This is a genomic window from Mycobacterium sp. E2989 (assembly GCF_001667595.1).
Classification (GTDB): Bacteria; Actinomycetota; Actinomycetes; order Mycobacteriales; family Mycobacteriaceae; genus Mycobacterium.
The window spans coordinates 19,077-32,377 of sequence record NZ_LZJX01000079.1 but is presented as its reverse complement, the minus strand read 5'-3'; the positions used below and the strand labels follow the sequence as shown (position 1 = coordinate 32,377).

11 protein-coding genes are annotated in these 13,301 nt (G+C 71.1%); 3 read left to right on the top strand and 8 right to left on the bottom strand.

Going from position 1 to position 13,301, the window contains the following annotated elements; translation table 11 throughout:
* Nucleotides 1–27: 27 nt before the first annotated feature.
* The 6 genes from A5680_RS14140 to A5680_RS14115 form a co-directional block, all read right to left on the bottom strand.
* Nucleotides 28–447 carry an A24 family peptidase gene (locus A5680_RS14140; RefSeq protein ID WP_055404777.1) on the bottom strand — a complete coding sequence of 140 codons (420 nt, stop codon included), beginning with the start codon at nucleotides 445–447 and terminating at the stop codon, nucleotides 28–30.
* A gap of 11 nt (nucleotides 448–458) precedes the next feature.
* Nucleotides 459–1,265, bottom strand: coding sequence for a shikimate dehydrogenase (locus A5680_RS14135; protein WP_156675115.1), 807 nt, complete (start codon nucleotides 1,263–1,265; stop codon nucleotides 459–461).
* A complete protein-coding gene (mltG, locus tag A5680_RS14130; RefSeq protein ID WP_055404776.1) occupies nucleotides 1,243–2,484 on the bottom strand; it encodes an endolytic transglycosylase MltG in 1,242 nt (413 codons plus the stop codon). Before mltG ends, A5680_RS14135 begins: the two co-directional genes overlap by 23 nt.
* Nucleotides 2,477–2,986 (bottom strand): Holliday junction resolvase RuvX, encoded by a 510-nt coding sequence (ruvX, locus tag A5680_RS14125; RefSeq protein WP_067820280.1) that lies wholly within the window; start codon nucleotides 2,984–2,986, stop codon nucleotides 2,477–2,479. The genes mltG and ruvX overlap by 8 nt, the downstream gene beginning before the upstream one ends.
* On the bottom strand, nucleotides 2,987–5,680 hold the full coding sequence (gene alaS, locus A5680_RS14120; RefSeq protein WP_067820276.1) for an alanine--tRNA ligase: 2,694 nt from the start codon (nucleotides 5,678–5,680) through the stop codon (nucleotides 2,987–2,989).
* A gap of 83 nt (nucleotides 5,681–5,763) precedes the next feature.
* Nucleotides 5,764–6,153 carry a secondary thiamine-phosphate synthase enzyme YjbQ gene (locus A5680_RS14115; protein WP_197281301.1) on the bottom strand — a complete coding sequence of 130 codons (390 nt, stop codon included), beginning with the start codon at nucleotides 6,151–6,153 and terminating at the stop codon, nucleotides 5,764–5,766.
* 175 nt (nucleotides 6,154–6,328) lie between these two features.
* On the opposite strand from A5680_RS14115, the gene A5680_RS14110 reads away from it, so the two are divergent.
* Nucleotides 6,329–6,952 (top strand): hypothetical protein, encoded by a 624-nt coding sequence (locus tag A5680_RS14110; RefSeq protein ID WP_055404772.1) that lies wholly within the window; start codon nucleotides 6,329–6,331, stop codon nucleotides 6,950–6,952.
* 104 nt (nucleotides 6,953–7,056) lie between these two features.
* Here A5680_RS14110 and A5680_RS14105 read toward each other — a convergent pair whose 3' ends face one another.
* The gene (locus tag A5680_RS14105; protein ID WP_067820273.1) at nucleotides 7,057–7,392 is read right to left on the bottom strand and encodes a hypothetical protein; all 336 of its coding nucleotides are present in this window, start codon (nucleotides 7,390–7,392) and stop codon (nucleotides 7,057–7,059) included.
* Complete coding sequence (locus A5680_RS14100; RefSeq protein ID WP_067820270.1) at nucleotides 7,389–8,741, bottom strand: replication-associated recombination protein A; 1,353 nt, start codon at nucleotides 8,739–8,741, stop codon at nucleotides 7,389–7,391. Before A5680_RS14100 ends, A5680_RS14105 begins: the two co-directional genes overlap by 4 nt.
* A gap of 92 nt (nucleotides 8,742–8,833) precedes the next feature.
* Here A5680_RS14100 and A5680_RS14095 point away from each other — a divergent pair, with 92 nt between their 5' ends.
* Entirely contained in the window at nucleotides 8,834–9,871 is a 1,038-nt protein-coding gene (locus A5680_RS14095) for a hypothetical protein (RefSeq protein WP_067820265.1), read from the top strand.
* Nucleotides 9,872–9,960: 89 nt separating this feature from the next.
* A complete protein-coding gene (locus A5680_RS14090) occupies nucleotides 9,961–13,293 on the top strand; it encodes a DUF2126 domain-containing protein (RefSeq protein WP_067820262.1) in 3,333 nt (1,110 codons plus the stop codon).
* Nucleotides 13,294–13,301: the final 8 nt, after the last annotated feature.

Sequence of the window (13,301 nt, the reverse complement as noted above, 5' to 3'; positions counted from 1 at the left end):
CATTCTCCCACGGGGTCCGGCGCGGGCTTAAATCCCGAGAACCAGGCCGATCGCGCCGGCGGTGGCCAGGCACATCGACGGGCCGTGCGGCACCGCCCGCGCACCGCACAGCGCCGCGAGCAGCGCCGTCAGGAGCGGCGCGGCCAGCGCGGCCAGGAACCACGCCCCCACCCCGAAACAACCCGCCAGCGCGCCCAGCCCGATCGCCAGCTTGACGTCGCCGCCGCCCATCCCCGCCGGGGCGGTGCAGTGCACCAGCAGGTAGATCGCGGTCAGCGCCGCCGCCCCGGCGAGCGCGGGCCCGCCGCGCCCGCTCGCCGCGGCCGCCAGCAGGATCGCGCACGCCCCGGGCAGCGTCAGCAGGTTGGGCAGCCGACGTTCGCGGACGTCGTAGCCGCTCAACGCCGCCAGCCAGGCCAGCACCAGCGCCGCCGCGGCTATCCGCATGCCGCGAGACGCTAACGCAGGGCGGCGGCCATGGCCTCTCGCGGCGCGGGCAGCCCTGTGAATAGCTCGACTTGGGTGAAGGCCTGGTGCAGCAGCATCTGCAGGCCGCCGATCACCCGGCCGCCGGCCGCGGCGACCGCGGCGGCCAGCGGCGTGGGCCAGGGGTCGTAGACGGCGTCGAGCAGCACCGGGATGGGCGCGAAGGTGTCCGCGTAGCGCGCCGCGACGCCCGCGGGGATGGTGCTGACCAGCACCTGCGCCCCGCGCACCGCGCCGGCCAGCTCGTCGCTGTCCAGGGCCACGAACCGCGTCGGCACCCCGGCGCCCGCGCCGAGCTCCACCAGCCGGGCCGCCTTGTCGGGGTCGCGCGCGACGACGGCGATGTCGCTGACGCCCAGTTGGGCCAGCCCCAGGATGGCCGCCGGCGCGGTGCCGCCCGATCCACATACCAGCGCGCGTCCCGAGGCCGACCCGAGCGCCCCGCTCACCCCGTCGATGTCGGTGTTGTCGGCCCGCCACCCCGAGGGCGTGCGGACCAGGGTGTTGGCCGACCCCACCCGATCGGCGCGCTCGGTGCGCTCGTCGGCGAACCGCAGCGCGGCGAACTTGCCCGGCATGGTCACCGATACCCCGACCCACTCGGGCCCGAACCCACCGACCAGGCCGGGCAGCTGCTCGGCGTCGCATTCGATGCGCTCGTAGGTCCAGCCGTCCAGGCCCAGCGCCCGGTAGGCCGCCAGATGCAGCTGCGGGGATTTCGAGTGAGCGATCGGCTTGCCGAGGACGGCCGCCCTTCTAGCGCGTGCTGTCGAGGACACCGTTGCGCTTAGCCAGCTCGATGTTGGCCAGATGCTGCTGATAATCCTTGGTGAACAGCGTCGTCCCCTGGGCGTCGATGGTGACGAAGTACAGCCAGTCACCGGGCTCGGGGTGCTCGGCGGCGCGCAGCGCGTCGACGCCGGGCGAACAGATCGCCGTCGCGGGCAGCCCCTGCGACACGTAGGTGTTCCACGGCGTCTTCTGGGCCCGGTCGGCGTCGGTGGTGGCCACCTCCCGGCGATCCAGCGGGTAGTTGACCGTCGAGTCGAATTCCAGCGTGTGGTGCGCGTGCAGGCGGTTGTAGATGACCTGGGCGACCTTCGCGAAGTCCTGCGACTTGGATTCCTGCTCCACCAGCGAGGCCACCACCAGGATGTCGTAGGGCGACAGGCCCATGGCCTGGGCGGTGTCCACCAACCCGGACTTCACGTATTCGACCGCGCCGGCGCTGATCAGGCCCGACAGGATGGTCTCGGCCGGCGCGGAGGGGTCGACGTTGAAGGTTCCGGGCGCGATCAGCCCCTCGATCCGGCGGTGGTCCTTGCCCAGCTCGGTGAACGGTTCGACGGCCCAGGGCGGGACGGCCAGCGCCGCGGGCGTGGCGTTGGTGGCCGCCGCCCGCAGCTCCTCCACCGCGACGCAGTGCTGGTTGCCGTCGAGGGTCACGCAGGTGGCGCGGGAGATCAGCGTGAGGATCCCCGGGGTCACCACGTTGGTCTTCATGTCGGTGGTGTCGTCGAGCTGGCGGCCCTCCGGGATGACCAGCCGGCCAACGCGGCTGTTCGGGTCGGCCAGCCGCGCGACGGCGTCGGTCGCCGGGATCTCGGTGCGCATCCGGTAGAAGCCGGGCTGGATCGAGGAGATCTTGCTGTTGCCGTGCGCGGCGTTGACGAATGCGCGGACCGTCTTGATCACCTGTTCGTGCTGCAGCGTCTCCCCCACCATGGTGGTCGAGTCGCCGTCCTTGATCTGAATCACGATGTCGCGCTTGCCGTTTCCGGTGTAGTCGTCGCCTGCCCCGAAGACCGTATGCCACAGCTTGGCCCCGACGAAGACCCCGACCAGCACGACGACGGCGACGATAGCGAGCACGATCTTGCCGGCGAACCGCCGGCGGCGACGGCCCCGCTCGGCCTGATTGCGCGCCACGCGGCTGCGCTTTCGCGATGGGCCGACGGCCTCGGGCTCGGCGCGTTCCCGCCGCGCGCTGTCAACCATCGGCCGGCTCCCCCGCGGTCAGGGTGGCGCGGCGTTGGTCGAGCCAGCTCTGCAGGATGGCGACCGCGGCCGCCTGGTCGATCACCGCCCGCTGTTCCCGGGCGCTGACGCCCGCGGCGCGCAGCGATCGCTGCGCGCTGACCGTGGTCAGGCGCTCGTCGGCCAGCCGCACCGGCGTGGGGGCGATCCGCTGGGACAGCTCGTCGGCCAACCCGATCGCGTCGATCGCCGACGGCCCGGTCCGGTCGGCCAGCGTCCGCGGCAACCCGACGACCACCTCGACGGCCCCGAGCTCCGCGACCAGCTCGGCCAGCCGCCGCACGTGTTTGCCGGAGCGGTCGCGGCGCACGGTCTCGACCGGGGTCGCCAGGATGCCGTCGGGGTCGCTGCAGGCCACGCCGATGCGCACGCTGCCGACGTCGATGCCGAGCCGTCGCCCCCGCCCCGGATCCTGATCGGGGTCGCCGGGCCGGTCGGGCGCGCGATGCTGGGTGGGGACCACTCAACCGACCCGCGCTATCTCGGAGCGGATCGCCTCGAGCGCCGCGTCGATGCGGCTCGGATCCTTGCCGGACCCCTGCGCCAGGTCGGGCTTGCCGCCGCCGCGGCCGTCGACCGTCGCGGCCAGCTGCTTGATCAGGTCGTTGGCGCGGATCCCCAGGTCCTGGGCGGCCGGATTCGCGGCGACCGCGTACGGCACGCTGCCGCCCTCCCCCTCCGCGATCAGCGCCACCACGGCGGGCTCGCTGCCCAACTTGCCGCGAATGTCGCCTACCAGGGAACGCAGGTCACCGGCCGTCATCCCCGCCGACATGCGTTGCGCCACCACACGGACGTTACCGATCCGCTCCGCGCCGGCCGCGGCGTTGGTCGCGGCGGCCCGCGCGCCGGCCAGCCGCACGCGTTCGAGTTCCTTCTCGGCGGCCTTGAGCCGCTCCACCAGGCCGGCCACCCGCGCCGGCACCTCTTCGGACGGCACCTTCAGCGACGACGCCAGCCCGGCCATCAGCGCGCGCTCCTTGGCCAGGTGGCGGAACGAATCAAGCCCGACGTAGGCCTCGACCCGGCGGACCCCCGAACCGACCGACGATTCGCCCAGGATGGTCACCGGCCCGATCTGGGCCGAGTTGTGCACGTGCGTTCCCCCGCACAGCTCCAGCGAGAACGGCCCGCCGATCTCCACCACCCGCACCCGGTCGGGGTAGGCCTCGCCGAACATCGCCATGGCGCCCATCGCCTTGGCCTTCTCCAGCTGCTCGGTAAACGTGTGCACCTCGAAGTCGGCCTGCACGGCCTGGTTGGTGACCTCCTCGACCTGGGTGCGCTGCTCGTCGGACAGCGCGCCCTGCCAGTTGAAGTCGAAACGCAGGTAGCCGGGGCGGTTCAACGATCCCGCCTGAACGGCGTTGGGCCCCAGCACCTGTCGCAGCGCGGCGTGCACCATGTGGGTGCCCGAGTGCCCCTGGGTGGCGCCGCGGCGCCACTCCGGGTCGACCGCGGCCACCACGGTGTCTCCCTCGACGAATTCGCCGGATTCGACGTTGACCCGGTGCACCCACAGGGTTTTGGCGATCTTCTGCACGTCGGTGACCGCCGCGCGGGCGCTCTCGCCGGTGCCCGTCCCGCTGATCGTGCCCTCGTCGGCGATCTGGCCGCCGGACTCGGCGTAGAGCGGGGTGCGGTCCAGCACTAGCTCGACCTGTTGGGCCCCGTCGGTGCCGTGGGCAACCACCGGCACCCGCTTGCCGTCGACAAAGATGCCGAGAATCCGTGCCTCGGAGGACAATTCGTCGAAACCGGTGAATTCGGTGGGCCCGGCGTCGACCAGTTCCCGGTAGGCGCTCAGGTCGGCGTGCGCGTGCTTGCGGGCCGCGGCGTCCGCCTTGGCGCGGCGGCGTTGTTCGGCCATCAGCTCCCGGAAGCCGATCTCGTCGACCTGCAGGCCGGCCTCGGCGGCCATCTCCAGGGTCAGTTCGATCGGGAAGCCGTACGTGTCGTGCAGCGTGAAGGCGTCAGAGCCCGAGATCGATTTCGCCCCAGCCGCTTTGGTGGTGCCGGCCACCTCGTCGAACAGCTTGGATCCGGCCACCAGCGTGCGGTTGAAGGCGGTCTCCTCGGCGACGGCGATGCGCCTGATCCGGTCGAAATCGTCGACCAGTTCGGGGTACGACGGCCCCATCGCGTCGCGCACGGTGCTCATCAGGTCGCCGACGATGGGGCCCTCGATGTCGAGCAGCTTGGCCGACCGGATCACCCGGCGCAGCAACCGGCGCAGCACGTATCCGCGGCCGTCGTTGCCGGGGGTGACGCCGTCGCCGATCAGGATCGCCGCGGTGCGGCTGTGGTCGGCGATCACGCGGTAGCGCACATCGTCTTCGTGGTTGCCGACGTCGTAGCCGCGGGGCGCCCGGGTGGCCACCGTGTCGATAACGGGCCGCAGCAGGTCGGTCTCGTAGACGTTGTGCACGCCCTGCAGGATGAACGCGACCCGCTCGACGCCCATGCCGGTGTCAATGTTCTTGCGGGGCAACGGCCCCAGGATCTCGAAGTCGGTTTTGCCGGTGCCCTCGCCGCGTTCGTTCTGCATGAACACGAGGTTCCAGATCTCGATGAAGCGGTCCTCGTTGGCCACCGGGCCGCCGCCGACCCCGAACTCCTCCCCGCGGTCGTAGTAGATCTCCGACGACGGGCCACACGGCCCGGGGATCCCCATGGACCAGTAGTTGTCCTCCATGCCGCGGCGCTGGATCCGCTCGACCGGCAGCCCGGCGATCTCGTGCCACAGCTGCACGGCCTCGTCGTCGTCGAAATAGACCGTCGTCCAGATTCTTTCGGGATCCAGCCCGTAGCCGCCCTCGGACACGGCGTTGGTCAGCAGCGTCCACGCCAGCTCGATGGCGCGCCGCTTGAAGTAATCGCCGAACGAGAAGTTGCCGGCCATCTGGAAGAAGGTGTTGTGCCGGGTGGTGATGCCCACCTCGTCGATGTCCGGCGTGCGGATGCACTTTTGGATGCTGGTGGCCGTCGGGTACGGCGGGGTGCGCGCCCCCAGGAAGTAGGGCACGAACTGGACCATGCCGGCGTTGACGAACAGCAGATTGGGGTCGTCGAGGATCACCGAGGCGCTCGGCACCTCGGTGTGGCCCGCCTTCACGAAGTGATCAAGAAACCTCTTCCTGATCTCGTGTGTCTGCACTGTTGAGTCCGCTTCTTCCTGTGGCCTGGTTGCGTCGAGGATTGTTCCAGCCTATTCGCTGGCGTGGCCGGGCTATCGGGCCGCTAGCCCTCCACAAAGCTCAGCCGCACCGAGCGCTGCGCGTTGTCGCGGTTCAGGTCGACCAGCACGATGCTTTGCCAGGTGCCCAGCATCGGCTCGCCGCCGGAGACCGGCACCGTCACCGAGGGCGCGACCAGCGCCGGCATCACGTGGTCGGCGCCGTGGCCCGGGGAGCCGTGCGAGTGCCGGTATCGGTCGTCGCGCGGCAGCAGCCGTTCCAGCGTTTCGATCAGGTCGTCGTCGGAACCGGCGCCGGTCTCGATGATGGCGACGCCCGCCGTCGCGTGCGGGACGAAAACGTTGCACAGCCCATCGCCCCGCGACCAGCAGAAGCCCCGCACCGCCTCGGTCAGATCGACGATGCGGCGGCGCGAGGTGTCCACGTCCAGCACGTCGGTATGCATCCCGACCAGCCTACGGCGCACCCGCGGGGGCCGCTCAAGGCCGGCCAATCGTTTGTGAGCGCCGCCACATCCGGGCATTGCGGCGTGCGGCGCGCAGGAGGAAGGTAACTGGTGAGACCGGTGGCGCCACCGGGGCGCTGCCCTCGACAGAGGAGGGTCGGCCGTGTACGCACGCTCTACCACCATTCAGGCGCAACCCTTGTCGGTGGACATCGGAATCGCGCATATGCGCGATGTCGTGATGCCGGCCCTCACCGAGATCGACGGGTGCGTCGGGCTGTCACTGTTGGTCGACCGGCAGTCCGGAACCTGCATCGCCACCAGCTCGTGGGACGGCATCGAGGCCATGCGGGCCAGCGCCGAACGGGTCGCCCCAATCCGTGACCGGGCCGCGCTGATGTTCGACGGCAGCGCCCGCGTCGAGGAGTGGGACATCGCTTTGCTGCACCGCGACCACCCGTCCCGTCAGGGGGCGTGCGTGCGGGCTACCTGGCTCAAGGTGGTGCCGGATCAGCTCAACCGGTCGCTGGACTTCTATCGCTCCTCCGTGCTGCCCGAGCTCGAGGAACTCGACGGGTTCTGCAGCGCCAGCCTGCTGGTCGACCACCCCGCGTGCCGGCGGGCGGTGGCCTGCTCCACGTTCGACTCGATGGACGCGATGGCCCGCAACAGCGACCGGGCGAGCGAGTTGCGCAGCAGGCGCGTCCGGGAGCTTGGCGCCGAGGTGATCGACGTCGCCGAGTTCGAGCTGGCGATCGCCCACCTGCGGGTGCCCGAGCTGGTATAGCGGCGCGCTCACGTCGCTCGCGCGCTCGCGAGCGTCACGCCAGCGTGGCGGCGGCGGCTCAACGCCACGCTGGCGTGACGCTCGGCGCGCTCAGGGCGGCGCGTTCAGGGCAGCGCGTCGCCCGGGAATCCCCGGCACGGGTGCACCTGATAGGTGAACACGCCCGCGGCGACGCCGGGGTCGTCGGCCATGATCGCGGCGGTGTCGTCGACCGTGGCGGCGAACACCCCGATGCCGCACACATCGGACTCGTCGGCGACGGGCAGCACCACCGCCAGCACGCCGTCGTCGCGCAGGCCGAAGTTGCGCCGCCCGTGTTCCCAGATGAGCCCCGGCGACGACTCGTCGCCGAACCTGGGGCCGCGCTTGAGGATGACGACGCTGTAATCCTTGGTGGTGGCCAGCAGCCGGCCCATCTCCTCGTCGGTGAAGGTCTTCATGCCCGTCCTCGCTTCCCGCGGATGATCGCGCGCAGCCGTTCCAGCCGCCCGGCCAGCTCCCGCTCGGCGCCGCGACCGGTCGGCCGGTAGTAGTCGGTGCCCACCAGCTCGTCGGGTGGATATTGTTGCGCCGCAACGCCATCTGGCTGGTCGTGGGAATACCGGTAGCCCTGGGCGTGGCCCAGCGCGGCCGCGCCGGAGTAGTGCCCGTCGCGCAGGTGGGGCGGCACCAGGCCCGCCTTGCCCGCCTTGATGTCGTCCATGGCCGCGGCCAGCGCGGTGGTGACGGAGTTCGACTTGGGCGCGGTGGCCAGGTGGATGGTCGCGTGCGCCAGCGTCAGCTGCGCCTCGGGCATGCCGATGAGCGCCACCGTCTGCGCGGCCGCCACCGCGACCTGCAGCGCGCTCGGGTCGGCCATGCCGATGTCCTCGCTGGCCAGGATCATCAGCCGGCGCGCGACGAAGCGGGGGTCCTCCCCAGCGACGAGCATGCGGGCCAGGTAGTGCAGCGCCGCGTCGACGTCGGAGCCGCGCACCGACTTGATGAACGCGCTGATGACGTCGTAGTGCTGGTCGCCGTCGCGGTCGTAGCGCACCGCGGCCTTGTCCAGCGACTGCTCGATGGTCTCGACGCCCACGGAATCGGTCGCCTCGGAGGCCACCTCCAATGCGGTCAGCGCCCGCCGCGCGTCGCCGGCGGCCAGTCGCACCAGCAGCTCGACGGCGTCCGGCGTCACCGCGACCCCGCCGCCCAAGCCGCGGGGATCGTCGATCGCGCGCTGCACCACGGTGCGGATGTCGTCGGCGCCCAGCGGCCGCAGCTGCAGGATCAGCGACCGGGACAACAGCGGCGCCACCACCGAAAACGACGGGTTCTCGGTGGTCGCCGCCACCAGCAGCACCACCCGGTTCTCCACGGCCGACAGCAGGGCGTCCTGCTGGGTCTTGGAGAACCGGTGCACCTCGTCGATGAACAGCACCGTCTGCTCGCCGCGCAGGAGCGCCTTCCGCGCGTTTTCGATGACCGCGCGCACGTCCTTGACCCCGGCCGACAGCGCCGACAGCGCCTCGAACCGGCGGCCGGTCGCCTGGGAGATCAGCGCGGCCAGCGTGGTCTTGCCGCTGCCGGGCGGGCCGTAGAGGATGGCCGACGCCACGCCCGAGCCCTCGACCAGGCGGCGCAGCGGCGATCCGGACGCCAGCAGGTGGTCCTGCCCGACCACCTCGTCCAGCGAGGCCGGCCGCATGCGCACCGCCAGGGGCGCGCCGGCCGACACGCCCAGGCCGTGGTCACTCGCCGGCGCCGCGCCGGGCAGGTCAAAAAGACCGTCGGACACGGCTTCAGGCATACCACGACAGGCGAAGCCGGGCACTGAGGACTCATCTTTGCTAAGTTCCCGTGTGCGCGTGCCCACAGGTTGAGTCAACAGCTAGGACGGACATGAGCCAGCCTCCCGAATATCCAGGCACCCCGGCCGATCCCCACGGGAGCGAGCAGAATCCCCCGGGCTATCCACCGCCCCCCGGTTACGGCGCACCGCCGTCCGGATATGGCGCACCGCCGTCCGGATATGGCGCACCGCCACCGCAGGCGCCCGGCTACGGCACACCGCCGCCCGGCTACGGCACACCGCCGCCTGGCTACGGCACACCCCCCGGCTACGGCGCACCGCCGAGCTACGGCACGCCGCCGCCCCCGCCCGGCTACGGTGGCTACCCCCAGCCGGGCTACGGGGCGCCGACCACGCCCGCGTTCAGCATCGGCGAGGCCGTCAGCTGGGCCTGGAACACCTTCACCAAGAACGCCCTGACGCTGATCGTGCCGGCGCTCGTCTATGGCCTGCTGTTCGCGGTGGCCTCCGGGGTGAGCTTCGCGGGCCAGAACATGTCGCCGGGCACGACGACCACCGACAACTACGGCTTCTACTTCACGACGAACCTCACCGGGCCCGGGCTGGGCGTGTTCATCCTCGGCACGCTGCTGACCTACCTCGTGACGGCCTTCGCCCAGGCCGGCTTCCTGTCCGGCTGCCTGGATCTCGCCGATGGGCGCCCCGTGACCATCGGCTCGTTCTTCAAGCCGCGCAATCTGGGAATGGCGTTTCTGGCTGCGCTGATCATCGGCGTGCTCACATCGATCGGCTATTCCCTGTGCTTCGTTCCGGGTCTGGTGCTGAGCCTTTTCGTGCAGTTCACCATCCTGTTCGTGGTCGATCGCTCCGAGTCGGCCATCGGCGGCTTCACCTCCAGCTTCTCGCTGGTGGGGTCGAACTTCGCCAACGCGCTGCTGGTGTGGCTCGTGGTGTTTGCGTTGATCCTGGCCGGCGTCGTGACGTGCGGCCTCGGCCTGCTGGTCACCGCCCCGCTCGACGGGCTCATCCTGACCTACGCCTACCGCAAGTTGACGGGCGGCCAGGTCGTCTCGCCGCAGCAGCCCGGGTACCAACCGGGCCCGCCGCCGGGGCCGCAGCCGGCATAAGCGCCGGTCAGCGTCCGAAGTTACAGCGCGGTAAGCGCTGGCTGCGGTGCGCTGCGGCCTTGTGCCGCTTGTGATGAGATCACCTTGTTATGAGCATCAAAGTCGCGCTGGAGCACCGCACCAGCTACACCTTTGACCGGGCGGTCCGGGTGTATCCGCACGTCGTGCGGCTGCGCCCGGCGCCCCACTGCCGCACGCCGCTCGAGGCGTACTCGCTGCGCATCGAGCCCGAGGAGCACTTCATCAACTGGCAACAGGACGCCGTCGGCAATTTCCTTGCGCGCCTTGTGTTTCCGAATCCGACCCGGCGTCTGACCATTACGGTCGGCTTGATCGCCGACCTCAAGGTGATCAACCCGTTCGACTTCTTCATCGAGGACTGGGCCGAGATCTGGGCCCCCTCCAATGGACGGGCCGAGCTGATCTACCCCAAGGAGCTGGCCGCCGACCTCGAGCCCTACCTGCGGCCGATCGACGAAGAGGGCGACGGGTCGGGCCCGGGCAAGCTCACGCGGGCGTGGGTGGAGAACTTCTCGGTGGGCGAGGGCACGCGCACCATCGACCTGCTGGTCGCCCTCAACCACGCCGTCAACGCCGACGTCGCCTACAGCGTGCGGATGGAGCCCGGCGTCCAGACGCCGGACCACACGCTGCGCACCGGGGTCGGCTCGTGCCGCGATTCGGCGTGGTTGTTGGTGTCGATCCTGCGCCAGCTGGGGCTGGCCGCGCGCTTCGTCTCCGGGTATCTGGTGCAGCTGGCCTCCGACGTGGAGGCGCTCGACGGGCCGTCGGGGCCCGCCGCCGACTTCACCGACCTGCACGCCTGGACCGAGGTGTACATCCCCGGCGCGGGGTGGATCGGGTTGGACCCGACCTCGGGTTTGTTCGCCGGCGAGGGCCACATCCCGTTGGCGGCCACCCCACACCCGGCGTCCGCGGCGCCGATCAGCGGCGGCACCGAACCGTGCGAATCGGTGCTGGAGTTCTCCAACACCGTCACCCGCATCCACGAGGACCCCCGCGTCACCCTGCCCTACACCGACGCCGCCTGGGAAACGATCTGTGAGGTCGGGCAGCGCGTCGACGAGCGACTGGCCGCCGCCGACGTGCGGCTGACCATCGGCGGTGAGCCGACCTTCGTCTCCGTCGACAATCAGGTGGCCGAGGAGTGGACCACGGCGGCCGACGGCCCGCACAAGCGCCAGCGCGCCTCCGACCTGGCGGCGCGCCTGAAACAGGCGTGGGCGCCGGACGGGTTGATTCAGCGCGGACAGGGCCGCTGGTATCCGGGAGAACCGTTGCCGCGCTGGCAGATTGCGTTGTACTGGCGCACCGACGGGCGCCCGCTGTGGACCGACGACGCGCTGCTGGCCGACCCCTGGGGCGACCGGCCGGCCCCCGTCGACGAGGAGGCGGCGTATCACGTGCTCGCCGGGGTCGCCGACGGTCTGGGACTGCCGCTCACCCAGGTGCGGGCCGCCTACGAGGACCCGCTGCACCGGCTGGCGGACAAGGTGCGCCAGCCCGAGGGTGAGCCGGTGCATCCGGCCGACGATCTCGACCGCGACTCCCCCGCCGACCGCGCCGCCCTGTTGGCACGACTCGACGAATCCGTCACGGCCCCAGCGGCTTTCGTGTTGCCCCTGCACCGCCGCGACGACGGCCTGGGCTGGGCCAGCGCCGACTGGCGGCTGCGCCGCGGCCGAATCGTGTTGCTGCACGGCGATTCTCCGGCGGGGCTGCGGCTGCCGCTGGATTCCATCAGCTGGCGGCCGCCGCGGCCGACGTTCGACGCCGATCCCCAGACCGCCGGGGACGCGTTGTCGACGGAGTCGGGCGCGGCGGTGGTGGAGGACCCCGACTCGGCGCCGCCCACCGCGATGGTCGCCGAGGTTCGCGACGGGCTGCTCTACATTTTCATGCCGCCCAGCGAGGCGCTGGATCACTTCGTCGATCTCATCGCCCGTGTCGAGGCGGCCGCGGCCAAGGCCGACTGCCCGGTGGTGATCGAGGGCTACGACCCGCCGCCGGACCCGCGGCTGCGCTCGACCACCATCACCCCCGACCCCGGCGTCATCGAGGTCAACGTCGCGCCCAGCGCCAGCTTCGCCGAGCAGCGCCAGCAGCTCGAAACCCTTTACGAGCAGGCGCGATTGGCGCGGCTTTCCACCGAGTCCTTCGACGTCGACGGCACCCACGGCGGCACGGGTGGCGGCAACCACATCACCCTCGGCGGCGTTACGCCCGCGGACTCGCCGCTGCTGCGGCGGCCGGACCTGTTGGTCTCGCTGCTGACGTACTGGCAGCGGCACCCGTCGCTGTCGTATCTGTTCGCCGGCCGGTTCGTCGGCACCACCTCGCAGGCCCCCCGGGTCGACGAGGGCCGCGCCGAGGCGCTCTACGAACTCGAGATCGCGTTCGCCGAGATCGCCCGGCTGGCCGGTCCTTTCGGCGGCAACGCCCCCCGGCCCTGGATGATCGACCGGGCGCTGCGCCACCTGCTGACCGACATCACCGGCAACACCCACCGCGCCGAGTTCTGCATCGACAAGCTGTACAGCCCCGACAGCCCCCGCGGCCGGCTCGGCCTGCTGGAGCTGCGCGGGTTCGAGATGCCGCCGCACCTGCGCATGGCGATGGTGCAGTCGCTGCTGGTGCGCTCGCTGGTGGCGTGGTTCTGGGACGAGCCGCTGCGCGCCCCGCTGATCCGGCACGGCGCCAATCTGCATGGACGATACCTGCTGCCGCACTTCCTCATTCACGACATCGCTGACGTCGCCGCCGACCTGCGCGCGCACGGCATCGCGTTCGAGACCAGCTGGCTGGATCCCTTCACCGAATTCCGCTTCCCGCGCATCGGCACCGCGGTGTTCGACGGCGTGGAGATCGAGCTGCGCGGGGCGATCGAGCCGTGGAACACCCTCGGCGAGGAGGCCACCGCCACCGGCACCGCCCGCTACGTCGACTCGTCGGTCGAGCGCATCCAGATCCGCATCATCGGCGCCGACCGGCACCGCTACGTGGTGTTGGTCAACGGCTACCCGGTGCCGCTGCTGGCGACCGACAACCCCGACATCCACGTGGGCGGGGTGCGGTTCAAGGCCTGGCAGCCGCCGAGCGCGCTGCACCCGACGATCAGCACCGACGTGCCGCTGCAGTTCGAGCTTGTCGACCTGACGACGGGCACCTCGCGCGGCGGCTGCACCTATCACGTCGCGCATCCCGGCGGGCGGGCCTACGACGAGCCGCCCGTCAACGCGGTCGAGGCCGAGGCGCGCCGCGCCCGCCGCTTCGAGGCCACCGGCTTCACCCCCGGCAAGCTCGACCTGTCCGACATCCGGGAAAAACAGGCGCGCATCTTCACCGACATCGGCGCGCCGGGCATCCTCGACCTGCGTCGCGTGCGTACCGTTTCGCGGTAATGGCGTTT